Genomic DNA, 19,039 nt, shown 5'->3' with positions numbered 1-19,039 from the left:
ATGGATCGCGTTATTTACACCGCCATGAACGGCGCCGCCCGCACCGCAGAGCATCAGTCGGTGTTGAGCAACAACCTGGCCAATGTCAGCACACCGGGTTTCCGCGAGCAATTGGCGATGTACCGTTCGGTGCCCGTCAACGACGGCACATCCCTGCCTACCCGGGTCGCCACGGCCGCGACCACGCCCGGCAGCAATTTTGCAATGGGCGTGATGCAGAGCACGGGCCGAGAGTTGGATGTGGCGCTGTCCTCGGGGCAGGGCTGGTTCGCGATCCAGACGCCGCAAGGCGAGGCATACACCCGTGCCGGCAGCCTGCAGGTGGGTGTCAACGGCTTGTTGCAGACTGCCGCTGGCCAGCCGGTGCTGTCGGATCAGAATGTGTTGATCGACATACCGGATCAGGCCGCGCTCACGATCGCCAGCGACGGCACCATCACGGCTTTGGGAGCGGGTGATCCGCCCAACAACGTCCTGAACATGGGCCGCCTGAAGATGGTCAACGCACCGCAATCGCAATTGCTGCGCGGGGATGATGGCCTGTTCCGCATGCCGGCGCAGGCCAATGGGCAGCCGGCCGCGCTGCTGCCCGCAGATCCTGGCCAACGCCTCATCGCTGGCGTGGTCGAAGGCAGCAATGTGAGTGCATCGGGCGCCATGGTGGCCATGATCGAAAATGCCCGTCGCTTCGAAATGCAGATGCAGGTGGTGAGCGAGGCCAATAGGAACGCCGAGCGCGCCAACAGCCTGCTGTCTTCGACGACCTGAATTCAAATTGTCAACGCGCCGCATGTCGGCGTCTGGAGTTTTCATCATGATGCGTTCGTTGTGGATTGCGAAAACCGGCCTAGAAAGTCAGCAGACTTCGATGGACGTGATTTCGCACAACCTTGCCAACGTGCAGACCAATGGTTTCAAACGCGAACGCGCGGTGTTTCAGGATCTGATGTATCAGACCCTGCGCCAGCCCGGCGCACAGGTGGGCGACGCCAATCAATTGCCCACCGGCCTGCAACTGGGCACCGGCGCCAGGGTGGCCGCCACGCAACGGCTGCACAGCGCCGGCAACTTGAACAACACCGGCGCTGAAATGGATGTTGCTATCCAAGGCCGGGGGTTTTTCCAGGTGGACTTGCCCGATGGCACGCAGGCTTACACCCGCGATGGCGGCCTGGGCATGGACCAGAATGGCCAGCTCACCACAATGGGCGGTTATGTCATTCAGCCGCCGATCAATGTGCCGGACAATGCCCTGTCCATGGCCATCAATAAAGAAGGCGTGGTGTCTGTCACGCTGCCCGGTAATGCGGGCGTCAATGTGCAGATCGGCCAGTTGCAGGTGGCAACTTTCATTAATCCGGCCGGTTTGCAAAGCGTGGGTGAAAACCTTTATCTGGAAACCGACGCTTCGGGCCCCGCCAACCTGCTGCAGCCCGGCGCCGATGGCGCGGGCAGCATCATGCAGAACTATGTCGAAACCTCCAACGTCAACGTGGCCGAAGAGCTGGTGAACATGATCACCGCGCAGCGCGCCTACGAAATGAACAGTAAGGCCGTCAAGACCTCGGATGAAATGCTGGCTCGCCTGACCCAACTGTGATGCTGAAAACCGTTGCCCGCTTGATATCCGGCCTGCTGCTGATTCTGTCGGCCGGCTGTGCCCTGATTCCGCCCGAGCCGGTTGTGATTGGCCCGACGACGGCGGCGCCGCCCATGCCCGCTGCGCCTGCCGGCCGCCCCAACGGGTCGATCTATCAGCCCACGGCCTACGGCAACTATCCTTTGTTCGAGGATCGCCGTCCGCGCAATGTCGGGGATATCGTCACCGTGATGCTGGAAGAAAAGACCAATGCCGCCAAAGGCGTGGCCACCAACACCAGTCGCAGCGGCGGCGCCAAGCTGGGTGTGGCCGCTGCGCCCAAGTTCATGGATGGCGTGGTCAACAGTAAGCTCGATACTGATATCACGGGTGACAACACCGCCAAGGGCACGGGCAACAGTAGCGCCAACAATAGTTTTACGGGTTCCATCACCACGACGGTGGTGGGTGTGCTGCCTAATGGCAATTTGCAGATCGCCGGCGAGAAGCAGATCGCCATCAACCGGGGCAGCGAGTATGTGCGGCTGTCCGGCGTGGTCGATCCGCGGTCCATTACAGGCACCAATAGCGTTTCCTCGACCCGTGTGGCCGATGCCCGCATCGAGTACCGCAGCAAAGGCGTGATGGACGAGGTCCAGACCATGGGCTGGTTGCAACGCTTTTTCCTGATCGCTTCGCCGTTCTGATCTCATGACACAACGCCCTTTCTCCCTGCTTTCCCACCTGGGTCGGATTTGCCTGGCCGCGGCCATGCTCGCGGCTTTGCCCGCGCAGGCGGCCGAACGGCTCAAAGACCTGGCGACCTTTCAAGGCGTGCGAGGTAACCAGCTGATCGGCTATGGGTTGGTCGTGGGCCTGGATGGCACCGGCGATCAAGTGCGTCAGACGCCGTTCACGCAGCAAAGCTTGACCAATATGCTGTCGCAACTGGGTATTACCGTGCCCGCCGGCAGCAATATGCAATTGAAGAACGTGGCCGCTGTCATGGTGACGGCCACCTTGCCGGCTTTTGCGCGGCCTGGCCAGACGGTCGATGTCGTCGTGTCTTCGATGGGTAATGCCAAGAGTCTGCGCGGCGGCACCCTGCTCATGACGCCGCTCAAAGGTGCTGACAATAGCGTGTATGCCATTGCCCAGGGCAATGTGCTGGTGGGCGGGGCAGGGGCCTCGGCGGGTGGTTCCAGCGTGCAGATCAATACGCTTAATGGCGGGCGCATTTCCGCCGGCGCTATTGTCGAGCGTCCGGTCCCGACCTCCTTCGCGCAAGACGGGCTGGTCTATCTGGAAATGAACAATAGCGATTTCGGGACCACGCAGAACGCGGCCAACGCGATCAACCGTCAGTTTGGCGCCGGCACCGCCATGGTGATGGACGCCCGCGTCTTGCAGTTGCGCGGTCCGCTTGATCCAAGCCAGATGCCAGCCTTTCTGTCGCAGATCGAAAATCTGCCTGTCACGCTCGCGCCGGCGGTGGCTAAGGTCATCATCAATGCCCGCACCGGTTCAGTCGTGATGAATCGCACCGTGACCATCGAAGAGGCAGCCGTGGCGCATGGCAATCTGTCGGTCATCATCAACCGCCAGAATCAGGTTTTCCAGCCCGATACACCGTTCACCGACGGCCAGACCGTGGTGGCGCCCAATACCCAGATCGAAGTTCGCCAAGAGGGCGGCGCGCTGCAACGGGTTCGCACCAGCGCCAATCTGGCCGATGTGGTCAAGGCGCTCAACGCCTTGGGTGCGACGCCGCAGGATTTGCTGGCTATTTTGCAGGCTATGAAGGCGGCGGGCGCGCTGCGCGCCGAATTGGAAATCATCTGATGGCGCTTACTTCTAACCTTGCGGGTGCTCAGCCCCAGGATTCGGTATTTGATTTGGGCCGCCTGGGCAATTTGAAGCGGAGTGTTGGCCAGAATCCGGCCGACGCCGCGCAGCAGAAAGAGGTGGCTCAGCAGTTCGAGGCGCTGTTTTTGCAAATGATGCTCAAGCGCATGCGCGAGGCTACGCCGAAAGACGGGCTGTTTGACTCTCAGCAAACGGAAATGCTGCAGTCTATGTCCGATGAGCAAATGGCCCTGCAGCTAGCCAAGCCTGGTGTGGGCCTGGCCGATGCGCTGCTCAAGCAGATGCAACAGCAAAACCCGACGCCTGCGCAGGCGGGCGATGAGGCCACGGCCAATACGGTGGCGGGCAAGCCGCCTCGGCTCATGCGGGATCAGTACGGGCGCTACGCGCAGCAGCCCGAAGGCGGCGTTGCTGCGCTGTTGAATGTGTTGCGGAATAACCGCCCCGTGGATCGCGCTTTCGCGGCCGCCGAAGGCGCGCCAGACCACGTGGTGGACTTCGTCTCACGCATGTCGCGCGCCGCCAATGCGGTTGCCGCCGAAAGCGGCGTTCCTGCCCGCTTGATTCTGGGTCAGGCAGCCTTGGAGTCCGGTTGGGGCAAGCGCGAGATTCGTCAGCCCGACGGGAGCACGAGCTACAACCTGTTTGGCATCAAGGCAGGTGCAGGCTGGAAGGGCAGGGTCGTCCATGTGCTGACCACGGAGTATGTGGACGGCGTGCCGCAAAAGGTGAGCCAACCCTTCCGGGCCTATAACTCCTACGAAGAATCATTCGCCGACTATGCCCGTCTGGTGGGCGGCAGTGCGCGCTACGAAACTGTGGCGCAGGCAAGCAATGAAACGGAAGCGGCGCATCGTATTCAGCGCTCAGGCTACGCAACGGACCCGCGCTACGCGGAAAAACTGATCAAGATCATGAGTCAGTTGCGGGCTTCGGTGGCGCAGGCCGATTTTTCCGGCAGTCCCTAAATTGCAGCGGTAGGCTGCCGTTAAGGGAGTATCCGAACCCTCATTGAGCCGAGAGCGGCATATACCGGGGAAAGCATGAATCTGTATAACTTGGCGCTGACGGGTCTGAATGCCTCCCAGGCCGGCCTGTCAGTCACAAGCCACAACATCAATAATGCCGCTACCGACGGCTATAGCCGCCAACGTGTGGTGACTTCCACCGCTGGGGCATCCGCGACCAGTCAGGGTTATTTCGGCCGGGGTGTGCAGGTCGACACCGTCAAGCGCCAGTTCGACGGCTTTCTGTACAAGCAGCTCGTCGGCGCGTCGGGCAGCGCCGCGCAGTTGAGCACGCAGCTCGATCAGATGACGGCGGTCAACAATCTCTTCGCCGATCGTACGGTCGGGGTCAGCGCCGCCTTGTCGGGCATGTTCAGCAGCCTGAACTCGGCGGCGAGCGCACCGGCTGATCCGGCGGTGCGGCAAGATCTGACCGGCAAGACCAATAGTCTGGTGGCTCAGATCAACGGGGCCTACCAGCAGCTGCAGAACCAGCGCGACGGTTTGAACACCCAGATTTCCACGACGGTGACCCAGGTGAACAGCTACCTGGAACGCATCAATGACTTGAATCAGCAAATCACTATTGCGCGTGGCAAGAGCGGCCAATCCCCCAATGATTTGATGGATCAGCGCGACCAGGCTCTAGCGGATCTGAATGAGCTGGTGGGCGTGCGCTGGTATGAGCAGGGCGACTCGATCAATATTTCCTTGCAGTCGGGTCAGACCTTACTGGCTGGCCGCACCATCTATCCGCTGGCCGCCGTCAATTCGGCTGCCGATCCGACCCGTGTTGCTTTGGCATACTCCATGCCGGATGGCAATGGCGGTACGCAGACGATTGAGTTGAAAGACGAGCAGATCAATGGCGGCAAGTTGGGCGGTTTGCTGAGTTTTCGCAATTCGGCGCTGGACGCGGTGCAGGATCAACTGGGTCAATTGGCGATCGGTCTGGCGCTGGCGTTCAATGAGCAGAATGCCAAGGGCAAGGATCTGAGTGGCCAGGACGGCGCGGATGTATTCGCGCTGAAGGCGCCATCGGCATTGCCGAACGCTAAGAATGCCGGTACGGGCGATATCAGCTCGCGCTATGTGAAGGCCTCCGACATCAAGCCCGGCGGTTACAAGATCGAGTTTGATGCGGCCGCGAATAGCTATACGGTGACGCGCCTGTCAGATAACAGCAATGTCGCTTACACCACTGATGTGAACACGGGAGAACTGATGTTCGACGGTGTGGCGATCCAGATGGCGGGTGTGCCGGCCGATGGCGACACCTGGCAATTTCAGCCGACCCGCGACGCCGCGCGCGACCTTTCTGTAGTCCTGAGCGACCCCAATAAATGGGCCTTGGCCGATGCTGCGGGCGGTACTTCCAACGGCCAGAATGGCCTGGAATTCGCCAAGCTGCAAACCGCGAAGGTATTGAACAACGGCACCACCAGCCTGGGCGAGCAGTTTTCGCGGTTAGTCAACAATGTGGGCGTGCAAACGCAACAGGTGAAAACCGCCAAAACAGCCGCCGACAATCTGGTCAAACAGCAGGCGACGGCGTACTCCTCGGTGTCGGGCGTCAATATGAATGAGGAATACGTCAGTCTGGCGGTATACCAGGAGCAATACCAGGCAAGCGCCAAGGTGCTGAATGTGGCTGGCGTGTTGTTCGATACCTTGTTGGGCCTGCGTTGAGCCCTGGAGCGAGATGATGCGTCTTAGTACTTCAATGATCTATCAAAACGGGCTCAATGGCATACTCAATCAAGAGGCCGCCTTGTCCCGCCTGCAAGAACAGCTCGCCAGTGGCAAGCGCGTATTGACGCCTGGCGACGATCCGCTGGCCGCCTCCTTGGCCGTGAACGTCGCGCAGACGGCCAGTATGAACAAAAACTACAGCGCTAATCGCGCGACGCTCAAGCAATCTCTGGGCGCGGAAGAAAATGCGCTGTCGTCTGCCGTGACAACGCTGCAAGATGTGATGAAGCGGGTGGTCGAGGCCGGTAACGGCACCATGAGCGATGCCGATCGCCAGACCTTATCCAATGTGCTCAAAGGCGCGCGCGACCAGTTGCTGAGCCTGGCCAATTCTACCGACGGGAATGGTCAATATCTGTTTTCTGGCTATCAGGGCAATACTCAGCCCTTTGTCATCGATGCTAGCGGCAATGTCAGCTACAACGGCGACAAGGGCCAGCGCATGGTGCAGGCAGATCAGAGCCGTCAGTTGGCTGGCAGCGATATCGGTACCGATATTTTTGGCCGAGCCGTTCCGGGCACGCTGAGCTATATCGCGTCGGCTGGCGCGGCCAATAAGGGGACCGGCCAATTCAGCACCGTTTCCCTCAAGAGCCCGGGCGCCGGTAATTTTGTGGGGGCCGATTTCAGCATCAGCTTCGCCAATAATGCGACGACGGGCAAACTTGAGTACACCGTCACGAGCAGTTCGCCGGCGTTCACGCCGATTACGGCGGAGTACCAAGAGGGCGCCAACATTGACATGGGCGGGGTGTCCTTGAGCATCAAGGGCAAGCCGCAAGCCGGTGACGCTTTTCAGGTGGAGATGCCGTCCAGCAAGAATATGGACATGTTCGGCACCTTGAACGACCTGATCCAGACGCTGGAAAATCCGATCTCCGGCAGTGATGTGCAAAGCGTCGAGTTGGTGAATAAATTGGCCACGGCCAACAAAAGCCTGTCGCTGGGCCTGGACAACATCCTGACCGTGCGCGCCTCTGTCGGCTCACGCCTGAATGAACTCGATGCGTTGGATGCGACAGGTACGCTCAACGCGCTGTCTTACACCAAGCAGTTGTCGGACCTGGAAGAGACCGACGTGTATTCGACCACGACGGAGCTGTTGTTGCGTCAGGTGGCCTTGCAAGCGGCTTCGGGTTCGTTCTCGAAGATTATTGGTTCCAGTCTGTTCTCCACTAACAGATAAGTCAGCGTTCCCTAGCTGCTGCATCAGAGTCCTGCGCGCTCCCTCAGTGGAGCGCGATTTCGATAAATAACGGAATAAGCATGTTTTCGAATTTGAAAGTCCGTACCTGCATGGCCATCGTGCTGGGACTGTTCTTTGTGGCGATGCTCGCCTCGACCGTCATGAGCTGGTTCGCGCTGCAATCGAGCAATCAACGCCTGGAGCAAGTCAACGATATCTTCTCGGATCAGGTTATGACGAGCTATGCGGGCTATACCCAGGCTTTACGCGCCCGCATCCAGCTGAGTAACGCCATCGCCGAGCTGCAAGATGGCCGTCTGCGCCAATCGGAAGAGCAGGCCAAGCAGGGGCTGCTTTCGCTGAACGAGGCCGTCAAGCGTTTCGAGGCCTTCAGCAAAGTAGTGAAGACGCCTGATGTGCAGGAAAAGGTGGCACCAATGGAGGCCGCCTTCAAGATTTATGTTGAAGCCCTGCGCAGGGCGCATGACGCTGTCGAGCGCCAATCCATCCCGGATTTCACGCAAATCATCAAAGTCTCGAGTGCGCAGAATGCCGAGTTCAACACTACGATGCAGGCATACTTGACCTATATCGATGCGGTAACCGATGTGTATGTGGATGAAGCCCAAGCAGCTTATGACCAGTCCAAGATCGTTGCTCTGTTGATGAGCGCCTTGGCCGTCTTGTTGGTGGTGGGCGGCGGGGTATTTCTTTCGCGCAGCGTGTTGCGCCCCTTGAAAGAGGCAGGCGCGCACTTTGACAAGATTGCGACGGGGGATCTGACGTTACGGGTGGAGGCGCGCAGCGATAACGAGATTGGTCAGTTGTTCGCGGCGCTCAAGCGCATGCAGGAGAGCCTGACGCGCACGGTGTCGACGGTGCGCCGAGGGGTGGACGAGATCAACGTCGGCGCGAGCGAGATATCGGCGGGCAACACGGATTTGTCGAGCCGCACGGAAGAGCAGGCGGCGTCGTTGGAAGAGACGGCGGCGTCGATGGAAGAGTTGGCTTCGACGGTCAAGCAGAACGCGGACAATGCGCGTCAGGCGAATCAACTGGCGGCGAGCGCGTCGGATGTGGCCGAGCGTGGTGGTTCGGCGGTGTCGGAGGTGGTGCAGACGATGCAGGGGATATCGGCGAGTTCGCGCAAGATATCCGAGATTGTGTCGGTGATTGACGGGATTGCTTTCCAGACGAATATTTTGGCCTTGAATGCGGCGGTGGAAGCGGCGCGCGCGGGCGAGCAGGGCAAGGGTTTCGCGGTGGTGGCGGGTGAAGTGCGCTCGCTAGCGCAACGCAGCGCCCAGGCGGCCAAGGAGATCAAGGGCTTGATCGAGGATTCTGTTGGTAAGGTGACGGCGGGTTCGCAGCAGGTGGAGCGAGCGGGCGCGACGATGCAGGAGATTGTGGCGTCGGTCAAGCGAGTGACGGACATCATGGGCGAGATCTCGGCGGCCTCGGACGAGCAGTCCAGCGGTATCGAGCAGGTCAACCGTGCGGTGACGCAGATGGACGAGGTGACGCAGCAGAATGCGGCGCTGGTCGAAGAGTCGGCGGCGGCGGCGGTCTCGCTGCAAGAGCAGGCTCAGCGTTTGGCCGAAGCGGTCGCCGTGTTCAAGGTTAATGCGGGCGAGGTCATCGACATGCCCGCGCGCCAAATCGCGCGCCAAAACCCGGCGCCGCGCGTGCAGGCTCCCGAAGCGCCAGCAGCCGAGAGTGCAGCGGCCCCGCGCCTGCGCGCGGTGGCCAAACCGGCTGCCGAAGGCGCTAGCGCACGCCGTGCTGCTCGCCGAACTGCCCCGCTCAGTCCCGCTGCAAGCAGCCCGGCGAGCGGTCAAAACACAGAACAGGTTCGGCCCGGGCCGGCACGCAAGCCGGCGGATGATGATTGGGAGTCTTTCTGACCAACAGCAGGAATGGTAAGCCGGTTTTCCTTGACTGCGGCCTTGTGCCGCGTCAAGGCCAGAAATCGGCGAGGCCTGGATTCAGGGTAAGGACTCCGTTATAAATGTTAGTAAATCTGAGAATTCGTACGGGGCTGTTGCTGGCCTTATTCGTCCTGGCCCTGATGGGCGCTCTGTCGATTGCGCTGGGCTGGAATGCCGCCCAACAGGCCGATCGGGCCCTGGACAGACTGGATAGCTTAAGTGTCCAACAGAATGTATTGATCAAGGACGCTTACAGCCAGATGCTGCGCGCGACCGTGCGCGCCGACGTGGCGGCAAGCGAACTCGCCAGGGGAGACAGCAAGGCCGCCGAGCAACACATCACCTTGCTGCGTGGGCTCCAGGTGGATGCCGCGCGCAAGATTCAAGCCTTCCAGGATATTCCCAAGCTCAATGACGAAGGCCGGGTCATGCAGGCCGAGCTCGTCGGCGCTTTCAAAGCCTTTGAAAAGGCCCTGAACGAAACGCTTGCGGCCCTGGGGCGGGGAGATACTGCAGCCTATCTGGACATCAAAAATCAGCGCTCGGCTACGGCTAGCGCCGCCTTTGCTGCCAAGCAACAGGAGTTTTCCCAGCACATCGAGCACATGAGCGCGCAGACGCTGGCCGATTTCCGTCTCACCTCGCGCAACATGACTTGGATCTACGCCCTGATGGGCGTGTTGACGCTGATTATTCTGGGTGGCGCCTTCGTTTATCTGACGCGTACCATCGTCAAGCCTCTGCGCCGCCTGGACGAACAATTCGCGCGCATCGCCAATGGCGACCTGAGTTCGCGCGTGGAGGCGCGCAGCACGAATGAGATCGGTCAGTTGTTTACGGCGGTCAAGCGCATGCAGGAAAGCCTGACTCTCACGGTATCGACCGTGCGCCGGGGGGTCGATGAAATCAACGTAGCCGCTAGCGAAATTGCCGCTGGCAATACCGATTTGTCCAGCCGCACCGAGCAGCAGGCCGCCTCGCTGGAGGAAACGGCGGCGTCGATGGAACAACTGGCTTCTACCGTAAAGCAGAACGCCGATAACGCGCGTCAGGCCAACCACCTGGCCTCGAGTGCCTCGGACGTGGCCGAGCGCGGCGGTGCCGTGGTCACCGAGGTCGTTGAGACCATGGAAGGTATTTCTGCCAGCTCGCGCCAAATCGCCGAGATTGTGTCGGTGATCGATAGCATCGCCTTTCAGACGAATATTCTGGCCTTGAATGCCGCAGTCGAGGCAGCTCGGGCCGGCGAGCAGGGCAAGGGTTTTGCCGTCGTGGCCGCCGAGGTTCGGACGCTGGCGCAGCGCAGTGCGCAGGCGGCCAAGGAAATTAAAACGCTGATCGACGATTCGGTCGGCAAGGTGGCGGCAGGATCGCAGCAGGTCGGGCGCGCGGGCGCGACCATGCAGGAGATCGTGGCCTCGGTTAAGCGCGTGACAGACATCATGGGCGAAATCTCCGCCGCCTCGCAGGAGCAGTCCAGCGGTATCGAGCAGGTCAATCAGGCGGTGTCGCAGATGGACGAAGCCACTCAGCAAAACGCTGCGCTGGTTGAGCAGGCAGCGGCCGCAGCCGGCTCCTTGCAGGATCAAGCGCAACAACTTGCGCATGCGGTTGCGATGTTCAAGCTTAGCGCAGGACATAGCGACGCTTCGCCACAAGACCTGAGCACGCGGGCCAGGCCGGTGTTGACGCCGGTGGCGGAGGCGCAGCGCCTAGCTCCTGCCAGGCTGGCGCCATCCGCAGCCAGCCCGCGCCGCCGCTCAAGGGCTGCACCTCAGCCTGCAACAGGCAGCACGGCGGACGAGGATTGGCAATCGTTTTAAATCAAGCGGCCTTCGGGCCGGCTAAGAGGCTATGGTCCTCGGGAGTCGAATCACCGTGTTCAAACAACTGATGTCCTGGTGCGCCGCTGCGCTACTGTTGGCCGGCTGTGCCGCCTCCGGGCATAACTTCAACGCGAGCAAGCTGTCCACGCTGACACCAGGGCAGAGCACGATGGAGGACACGGTGCGTGCCTTGGGCGCCTTGCCTGATCAGATATACGCGCATCCCTATGGCGGCAGCGTTGCAATGTGGCGCTTCATGATTACCTTCGTGCCAGAAGGTTTCTACAGCCGCAAGGAAGTCCGCTTGCAGTTTGGTCCGGATGGCCGGCTCGTGAGGATGCTGGACAGCACCAATATCCTGCTCGAACCCTGGGAGCGTGAAAAACTCCTGGGGCCGGCCCCTGCCGCGCCCGTGTTGGCGCCCGCCGTGGAGGCTGTGCCGGCCGTCGAGCTCATTGTGATTCCCGGGCCGGGAGAGGGTAAAGCCCAGTAAGTCAGAAAAACCAAGCAGACAGACCGCAAAGGTCAGCCATCGCGGTAATTAAGCCCAAAAGGCAGCGCGATGGCGCACCTATTTTTATCGCTTTATCAAAGGGGGAAGTTAATGGAAACGAGTTTCGAATCCGGAGCCAAGCCAATCAAGACAAAGAAGCGTGGCCGGGCTTCCAAACAGAAGCAAAAACGTTCATTTTCCTTGCGTAATGCGCATGTCGGCACCTTGCTGGTTTGTCTGTTGTTTTTTTTCGTCTTGCTGATTGCGGCGCTAGGCGGTTTATCGGCATATTTTTTGCAGCAGAACTATAAGGCAATCGAGCAGATCAATGATCTGACTGATCGCGCCAAACAGGTCGAGATTATCAATAGCGATATGCTGCGCGCGCGCGTGGGGTTGATGGTGGCCGCCCGGCATTTGCAGGAATCGGGCTGGGGCAATGGCAGCAGCTCCGGACAGGAGGCAGTTCAGGCGCTCAAGGCGGCGACCGAATTGCTTACCGGGGTGCGCAGCCGCTTCGGCGAGTTCCAGAAAAACATGCTGGACGACGATGAGGGCCGGCAACTGTCCATGAACCTCGTGCGCCGTTACCGCTCTTACATCGATGATGGTGTCGACACCATGGTGGAGGCCTTGCGCAGCGAGGACTTTTCCACCTTCTACATGGTCAATAACGAGTATGGCACGCCGCGCAGCGCCTCTTTCATTGATGCCATCAATGCCTTCTCCAAATATATTTCGGTCCAGCAGCAGGAAACCGTTGATTATGCGCATCAAAGCTTTGAGCGCGCCATCGTGGCCGTTGTGGCGGCAGTGGTGTTGGCGCTGTTGCTAATGGGGGTTTCGCGCCTCGTTTTCGGTCGTCTTGTGGTGCGTCCTCTGCTCGAAGCGGGCGCGCACTTTGACAAGATTGCGACGGGGGATCTGACGTTACGGGTGGAGGCGCGCAGCGATAACGAGATTGGTCAGTTGTTCGCGGCGCTCAAGCGCATGCAGGAGAGCCTGACGCGCACGGTGTCGACGGTGCGCCGAGGGGTGGACGAGATCAACGTCGGCGCGGGCGAGATATCGGCGGGCAACACGGATTTGTCGAGCCGCACGGAAGAGCAGGCGGCGTCGTTGGAAGAGACGGCGGCGTCGATGGAAGAGCTGGCTTCGACGGTCAAGCAGAACGCGGACAATGCGCGTCAGGCGAATCAACTGGCGGCGAGCGCGTCGGATGTGGCCGAGCGTGGTGGTTCGGCGGTGTCGGAGGTGGTGCAGACGATGCAGGGGATATCGGCGAGTTCGCGCAAGATATCCGAGATTGTGTCGGTGATTGACGGGATTGCTTTCCAGACGAATATTTTGGCCTTGAATGCGGCGGTGGAAGCGGCGCGCGCGGGGGAGCAGGGCAAGGGTTTCGCGGTGGTGGCGGGTGAAGTGCGTTCGCTGGCGCAGCGCAGCGCCCAGGCGGCCAAGGAGATCAAGGGCTTGATCGAGGATTCTGTTGGTAAGGTGACGGCGGGTTCGCAGCAGGTGGAGCGAGCGGGCGCGACGATGCAGGAGATTGTGGCGTCGGTCAAGCGAGTGACGGACATTATGGGCGAGATCTCGGCGGCCTCGGACGAGCAATCCAGCGGTATCGAGCAGGTCAACCGTGCGGTGACGCAGATGGACGAGGTGACGCAGCAGAATGCGGCGCTGGTCGAAGAGTCGGCGGCGGCGGCGGCTTCGCTGCAAGAGCAGGCCCAGCGTTTGGCCGAAGCGGTCGCCGTGTTCAAGATCAATGCGGGTGAGGTCATCGACGTGGCGGCCCCATCCCTAAGCGCTTCATACCAGGCGCCGCGCGTCGCTCGGGCCTGACAGGGGGCCCATCAACCCGGACCCGGCCTTGTGGCCGGGTTAGGTCTGCTAGGCCCAAACGGGGAGCATGCGGACCTACAAAATAAAACAGCAGGAGACTGGCAGTGCGCGTCAACCTTCCTATTTCTGATGTCGAGCTCCGGCTGCGCGAAGATCAATATCTGATCTCACGCACAGACGTGAAGGGTCGCATCATTTACGCCAACCCGGCCTTTGTCGAGGTGAGCGGCTTTGAGCGCGAAGAGTTGCTGGGTAAGGCCCACAATATCGTCCGTCACCCCGATATGCCGCCGCAGGCCTATGAAGACCTCTGGCGTACGCTGGAGGCGGGTAAGTCTTGGCTGGGCGTAGTCAAGAACCGGCGCAAGGATGGTGGCTATTACTGGGTGCTGGCCAATGCCACGCCTATCTTCGAGGATGTAGAGGTGGTTGCCTATTCGTCGGTACGGGTGTGCCCCACGGACGAGCAGATCGCCGAGGCCGAGGAGCGCTACGCCGAATTGCGAGAAGGACGCGCGCGAGGTTGGCGTATCCAGGGTGGCCAGATTGTGCCCACGGGCTGGCGTGCGGTGCTGCACACACTGGCCTACCCCCTGCGTCGAGGCGCTTCACCCCAAATGCTGCGCACCGCCTTGTTATCCAGCGCGCTTTTCGGCGGACTGGCCGCTTGGGTCCTGGCGTCGCAATGGGCATCGCTGAGCAGGCTTCACGCGGGTCTGGGGGTGACAGGGGCGGTGTTGGGCGTGTTGGCAATCTGCTGTGCCCAATGGCGGGCGTCACGCAATGTGCTCATCCCCATGCGCGAAGCGGCCGATATGGCTCGGCAGGTGGCGGCAGGTAATCTGACTAGCCAGATTTTCGCGGACACCAAGGACGAGGTGGGCAATCTGGCTTTTTCGCTGGATGTCATGCGTAAAAGTCTGGTGGGTATTGCCTGTGATGTCTACGAGGGCATTGCAGGCACGACCCGGGCGGCCGTGGGAATCTCGCAAGGTAATCAGGAGCTTGCTCGCCGCACGGGTGACCAGAGCGCATCGTTGCAAAACACCGCGACCAGTATGCAGGAACTGACATCGACCGTGCGTCAGAACGCGGACAACGCGCGTCAGGCCAATGCCCTGGCGGCCAGCAGCATGGATGTGGCACGGCGGGGTGGCCAAGCCGTGGGTCAGGTTGTGCATACCATGCACAATATCTCCGACAGCTCGCGCCGCATTGCCGACATCGTTAGCATTATTGAAGGCATTGCCTTCCAGACCAATATTCTGGCCTTGAACGCGGCCGTTGAAGCGGCCAGGGCAGGCGAATCGGGCAAGGGCTTCGCCGTGGTCGCGGGCGAGGTGCGCAGCCTGGCGCAAAAGAGCGCGCAGGCCGCACGCGAGATCAAGGGTTTGATCGAGGAATCTGTCCAGCGCGTCACCGCAGGCTCGGCTCAGGCGGAACAGGCCGGCGACACCATGAATGAAATTGTGGATGCCGTGCGCCGCGTGACGGACATTATTGGCGAGATTTCCGTGGCCTCGCAGCAGCAGGCCAGCGGCATCGAGCAGGTTGAGCAGGCCGTCGCGCAGATGGACAGCATGACCGAACAGAATAGCGGCCTGGTCCAGCAATTGGGCACGGCGGTCGCGCAATTGGGCGGCCAGTCCGTCGCCTTGCGCGAGACCATTCAGGTGTTTCGTTTGAGCCGTGGTCAGGGGCATCTGGCGCTGCGCGCAGAAGACCGCTAAGCGCCTGCCCGTATGAGTCGCCGTCTGCTCCAGCAGCCTAGGGCTGTTTGGGCAGATGGGCCGGCTTTATGCGGCCGATAAGGGACCGACATCTGGGTTTTGCCGGATAAACATGCCGATGCAAGCTTAAGGCCGTTGGCCGGCAAACCCTTGGGCTACATCGCTCATGGTCTGTAAGCCGCGTTCGAATAGCTGTTCCAGGAATGGGCCGGAGTGCGGCAGCACCACCGACAGCACTAGCAGGCCTATCGTCAGCATGATGGGAAAACCCACGGCGAACACGGTCAACTGCGGCGCAGCGCGATTGAGGATGCCCATGGCCAGGTTGATGGTCAGCAGGGCGCATACCAGGGGCAAGGCCAGCAGCAGACCCGAAATGAATACCGTGCCTCCCCATTGCACCAGGACGCCCAGGCCATTGCGGTCCAGTACGGCTGGCGTCAGCGGCAGAATGTCGAAGCTGCGCACCAGCGCCGCCAACATGAGCAGATGGCCATCGAGCGCGAGGAAGATCAGCATTGCCAGAATATTCATGAAGCGCGATAGCACCGCCGTGTTGGCGCCCGTGCCGGGATCGAAAAAGGAGGCGAAAGACAGACCCATTTGCAGGCCGATGTACTCGCCCGCGGTTTGCACCGCGGAAAACACCACGCGCATCGTAAAGCCCAGGGCCACACCGATCAGCACCTGTTGCGCCAGCAGCAGCAGGCCTTCGTAGCTGCTGGGAGAAACGCTCGGCATGGGCGGCAGGCCGGGCGCAATCGCTGCAGCCAGCATGAAAGCCAGGCCTATCTTGACCTTGACAGGGATGGTGGACTCGGAGAACAGCGGGGCCGAACCCACCAGAGCCAGAATGCGTATGAACGGCCAGAGGAACTGCCCCATCCAGCCATTGAGCTGTTCAATGGTGAAGCTGAACACGGCCTTTAGGAAACCAGCATGGGTATGTTGCTGATCAACTGCCGGATGTAATCCACCAGCAACTCGATCAACCAGGGTCCGAGCAGCACCAGCACACCGCACATGGCAAGCAGCTTGGGGATGAAGGACAGGGTCATTTCATTGATCTGCGTGGCCGCCTGAAAGACACTGATGACCAGACCCACGACCAGCGTCACCAGCAATAGGGGGCCGGCCAGGACCAGCGCGATTTTCATGGCTTGGTAGGCCATGGTCATGACGGCTTCTGCGGTCATTGCCTATGCCCTCCCGGTTATTGGTAGAAGCTCTTGGCCAGCGAGCCGAGCAATAGATTCCATCCGTCGGCCAGCACAAAAAGCATGAGCTTGAAGGGCAAGGACACGGTGACGGGCGGCACCATCATCATACCCAGCGCCATCAGCACACTGGCGACGACCAGATCGATGATGAGAAAGGGGATGAATATGGTGAAGCCGATCTGAAAAGCGGTCTTCAGTTCGCTGGTGATGAAGGCCGGGATCAAAATCCGCATCGGCACTTTCGACGGGTCTTCGATCTTGGGTATATTGGCCAGATTGGCGAATAGCGCCAAATCGTTTTCGCGCGTCTGGTGCAGCATAAAAGTGTGTAATGGCGCACCGGCGCGCTCGAGCGCGGTTTCGAACGGTATGCTGCCCGCGCTCAGCGGCTGATAGGCCTCGGTGTAGATTTTGTCAAACACCGGGGACATCGTGTAGAAGGTCAGGAATAGGGCAATGCCTACCAGTACATGGTTAGGCGGCGACATGGCCGTCCCCATCGCGCTGCGCAACAGGCCCAGCACGATAATGATGCGCGTGAAGCCCGTCATCATCAAAAGGGCCGCCGGCAGGAAGGACAGCGAGGTCATCAGCAGCAGGGTTTGCATGCTGAGCGAATACGTCTGTGAACCGTTCACGCCAGGCGTGGTGGTCAAGGCGGGCAGGGTGGCCTGGGCGATGGCTCCGCTGGGCATTACCGCCAACGAGACAAGGGTCGCGAGCCCCAGGAGAGGCAGGGTTCGACTTAGGGTGGGCTTCATGACGGGCACTCAGTGGCGCTTTAGCGCCTGGCCGAGTTTATGCGCAAAGTTGACCGGCTCGACCTGGGGTGTTTGTCCGGCCGGCAGGGTGTGCAGCGTGGTGATCTGTCCAGGGCTGACGCCCAGCACCAGCCAGGTATTCTCGACTTCGATGATAACGACGCTTTGGCGCGGTCCCAGGGGGTGCGCGGCCACTTGACGCAGCAGCGTCCCTGCGCCGCGCTGGCCTAGGCCGGCGCGGCGCGCGAGCCAGCCGGCGGCCAGAATGGCCGCCAGGACTAGCATCAGGCCTATCACCACGCGCAGGAGACTGGCGTCGTTCATGGCGCTTCAGCGGCGATTGTTGAGACGGTTGATGCGCTCTGACGGAGTGATGATGTCAGTCAAGCGGATGCCGTATTTCTCTTCCACCACTACTACTTCACCCTGAGCGATCAGATAGCCATTGACGAAGATGTCCATCGGCTCGCCGGCGAGGCCGTCCAGTTCGACGACCGAGCCTTGGCCTAGTTGCAACAGATTCTTGATGGTCAGACGCGTGCGGCCCAATTCCACTGTCAGTTGGACCGGCACGTCCATGACGAGGTCGATGTCTGCGCCAGCGGCGTTGTCCTTGCCGGTCAGCGGCTTGAATACGGTTTGCGCGGCGGATTGCACCGCGGGCGCCGGTGTGGCGGGCTGGGGGGCCGCGGCGCTTTGCTCAGCCATGGCGCTTGCCCAATCGTCCTGCCCGCGCAGACCGTCGGCCTGGGTCGGGGGAACGCTACGTGATTGTTCTGCGAGCGCATCGGCCCAGTCGTCGGCGGCGCTGGCGCCCGGCTGGTCGGGCCGCTCGTTCGTGTCAGTCATGGTCGGGGGCCTCGTTAAAATCGTCTTGATTAAGCATGTTTTGCACGCGCAAGGCGTACTTGCCGTTGAAAACGCCGTAGCTGCATTCCATCAGCGGTACGCCGTCCACATGGGCGGTAATGGATTCCGGAACGTCAACGGGCAGCACATCGCCCACTTTGAGGTTCATCAGGCCGCGGATAGAGGAGGGGATGCGGGCGAACTCAGCCACCAGATCGATGTCGGCGCTGCGCACCTGGCGCGAAAGCTGCTGCGACCAACGCTGATCGACCTCCTCCAGCGCCGAATCCTGCAAAGGCCGCGTGAGCAGGTCGCGCACCGGCTCGATCATGGAGTAGGGCAGGCAGATATTCAAATCGCCGCCTGTCGCACCGAACTCGATATGGAAGGACGAAACCACCACGACCTCGTTGTTGCCCGTAATGCTGGCAAACTTGGTGTGCATCTCGGAACGCACGTAATCGAATTCGATGGGATAGACCGGGTCCCAGGATTTGCCGTAGCTCTCCAGGGTCAGGTTGAGCAGACGGCGGATAATGCGCTGTTCCGTCGTGGTGAAGTCGCGTCCTTCCACGCGGGTGTGGTAGCGTCCGTCGCCGCCAAACAGGCTGTCGATCACCAGAAACACCAGGCTCGGGTCATAGGTGAACAGCGCCGTGCCGCGCAGCGGCTTCATCTGAATCATGTTCAGATTGCTCGGTACCGGCAGATTGCGCTCGAAATCGGCGTACTTGATGATTTTGATCGAGCCGACGGTGATGTCCGCGCTGCGCCGCATGAAGTTCAAGAGCACATGGCGCATGTTGCGCGCAAAGCGTTCATTGATCAGCTCTAGCGTCTGCATGCGGCGGCGCACGACGCGATCGGGTGAACTCAGGTCGTAGGCGCGCGCGCCATTGTCCTCACTCGAACTCGACTGCTTCGCGTCGCTTTCACCGGTAACGCCGGCCAGGAGCGCGTCAACTTCATCCTGCGAAAGAAATGCCTCGTAGGCCAT

18 protein-coding genes are annotated in these 19,039 nt (G+C 60.7%); 12 read left to right on the top strand and 6 right to left on the bottom strand.

The window, feature by feature from the left end; all coding sequences use genetic code 11:
• The 12 genes from U0029_RS09605 to U0029_RS09550 all read left to right on the top strand — a co-directional run bounded on the left by U0029_RS09605 (position 1) and on the right by U0029_RS09550 (position 15,212).
• Positions 1–768 (top strand): flagellar basal body rod protein FlgF, encoded by a 768-nt coding sequence (locus U0029_RS09605; protein ID WP_114852859.1) that lies wholly within the window; start codon positions 1–3, stop codon positions 766–768.
• Positions 769–814: 46 nt separating this feature from the next.
• The gene (flgG, locus tag U0029_RS09600) at positions 815–1,600 is read left to right on the top strand and encodes a flagellar basal-body rod protein FlgG (RefSeq protein ID WP_012417362.1); all 786 of its coding nucleotides are present in this window, start codon (positions 815–817) and stop codon (positions 1,598–1,600) included.
• On the top strand, positions 1,600–2,286 hold the full coding sequence (locus U0029_RS09595) for a flagellar basal body L-ring protein FlgH (protein ID WP_114852858.1): 687 nt from the start codon (positions 1,600–1,602) through the stop codon (positions 2,284–2,286). The genes flgG and U0029_RS09595 overlap by 1 nt, the downstream gene beginning before the upstream one ends.
• Before the next feature lie 4 nt (positions 2,287–2,290).
• A complete protein-coding gene (locus U0029_RS09590) occupies positions 2,291–3,421 on the top strand; it encodes a flagellar basal body P-ring protein FlgI (RefSeq protein WP_012417364.1) in 1,131 nt (376 codons plus the stop codon).
• Complete coding sequence (gene flgJ / locus U0029_RS09585) at positions 3,421–4,413, top strand: flagellar assembly peptidoglycan hydrolase FlgJ (protein ID WP_114852857.1); 993 nt, start codon at positions 3,421–3,423, stop codon at positions 4,411–4,413. The genes U0029_RS09590 and flgJ overlap by 1 nt, the downstream gene beginning before the upstream one ends.
• A 75-nt stretch (positions 4,414–4,488) precedes the next feature.
• Positions 4,489–6,141 (top strand): flagellar hook-associated protein FlgK, encoded by a 1,653-nt coding sequence (gene flgK, locus U0029_RS09580; RefSeq protein WP_114852856.1) that lies wholly within the window; start codon positions 4,489–4,491, stop codon positions 6,139–6,141.
• A gap of 16 nt (positions 6,142–6,157) precedes the next feature.
• Positions 6,158–7,390 (top strand): flagellar hook-associated protein FlgL, encoded by a 1,233-nt coding sequence (gene flgL, locus U0029_RS09575; protein WP_114852864.1) that lies wholly within the window; start codon positions 6,158–6,160, stop codon positions 7,388–7,390.
• 80 nt (positions 7,391–7,470) lie between these two features.
• A complete protein-coding gene (locus tag U0029_RS09570; RefSeq protein WP_115600712.1) occupies positions 7,471–9,294 on the top strand; it encodes a methyl-accepting chemotaxis protein in 1,824 nt (607 codons plus the stop codon).
• Positions 9,295–9,398: 104 nt separating this feature from the next.
• The gene (locus U0029_RS09565; protein WP_012417369.1) at positions 9,399–11,141 is read left to right on the top strand and encodes a methyl-accepting chemotaxis protein; all 1,743 of its coding nucleotides are present in this window, start codon (positions 9,399–9,401) and stop codon (positions 11,139–11,141) included.
• Between the two features lie 31 nt (positions 11,142–11,172).
• Positions 11,173–11,637 (top strand): hypothetical protein, encoded by a 465-nt coding sequence (locus tag U0029_RS09560; protein ID WP_012417370.1) that lies wholly within the window; start codon positions 11,173–11,175, stop codon positions 11,635–11,637.
• A 111-nt stretch (positions 11,638–11,748) separates the two neighbouring features.
• Positions 11,749–13,482, top strand: a complete 1,734-nt coding sequence (locus U0029_RS09555; RefSeq protein ID WP_147294801.1) for a methyl-accepting chemotaxis protein — start codon at positions 11,749–11,751, stop codon at positions 13,480–13,482.
• 104 nt (positions 13,483–13,586) lie between these two features.
• Entirely contained in the window at positions 13,587–15,212 is a 1,626-nt protein-coding gene (locus tag U0029_RS09550; RefSeq protein ID WP_114852542.1) for a methyl-accepting chemotaxis protein, read from the top strand.
• Between the two features lie 126 nt (positions 15,213–15,338).
• Here U0029_RS09550 and fliR read toward each other — a convergent pair whose 3' ends face one another.
• The 6 genes from fliR to fliM are packed head-to-tail and all read right to left on the bottom strand — an operon-like array spanning position 15,339 to position 19,039.
• Positions 15,339–16,133, bottom strand: a complete 795-nt coding sequence (gene fliR, locus U0029_RS09545) for a flagellar biosynthetic protein FliR (RefSeq protein ID WP_039051751.1) — start codon at positions 16,131–16,133, stop codon at positions 15,339–15,341.
• A 5-nt stretch (positions 16,134–16,138) separates the two neighbouring features.
• Positions 16,139–16,408, bottom strand: a complete 270-nt coding sequence (fliQ, locus tag U0029_RS09540) for a flagellar biosynthesis protein FliQ (protein WP_012417374.1) — start codon at positions 16,406–16,408, stop codon at positions 16,139–16,141.
• Between the two features lie 17 nt (positions 16,409–16,425).
• Positions 16,426–17,193 carry a flagellar type III secretion system pore protein FliP gene (gene fliP, locus U0029_RS09535; protein WP_114852541.1) on the bottom strand — a complete coding sequence of 256 codons (768 nt, stop codon included), beginning with the start codon at positions 17,191–17,193 and terminating at the stop codon, positions 16,426–16,428.
• Positions 17,194–17,202: 9 nt separating this feature from the next.
• A complete protein-coding gene (gene fliO / locus U0029_RS09530) occupies positions 17,203–17,517 on the bottom strand; it encodes a flagellar biosynthetic protein FliO (RefSeq protein WP_114852540.1) in 315 nt (104 codons plus the stop codon).
• A 6-nt stretch (positions 17,518–17,523) separates the two neighbouring features.
• Positions 17,524–18,042: a flagellar motor switch protein FliN gene (gene fliN, locus U0029_RS09525; RefSeq protein ID WP_012417377.1), complete on the bottom strand. Its 519-nt coding sequence runs from the start codon at positions 18,040–18,042 to the stop codon at positions 17,524–17,526.
• Entirely contained in the window at positions 18,035–19,039 is a 1,005-nt protein-coding gene (gene fliM, locus U0029_RS09520) for a flagellar motor switch protein FliM (RefSeq protein ID WP_012417378.1), read from the bottom strand. The genes fliN and fliM overlap by 8 nt, the downstream gene beginning before the upstream one ends.

The organism is Bordetella avium, assembly GCF_034424645.1.
GTDB classification, from domain to species: domain Bacteria; phylum Pseudomonadota; class Gammaproteobacteria; order Burkholderiales; family Burkholderiaceae_B; genus Bordetella; species Bordetella avium.
The sequence above is the reverse complement of the archived record's forward strand: the minus strand, read 5'-3'. Positions and strand labels throughout refer to the sequence as shown.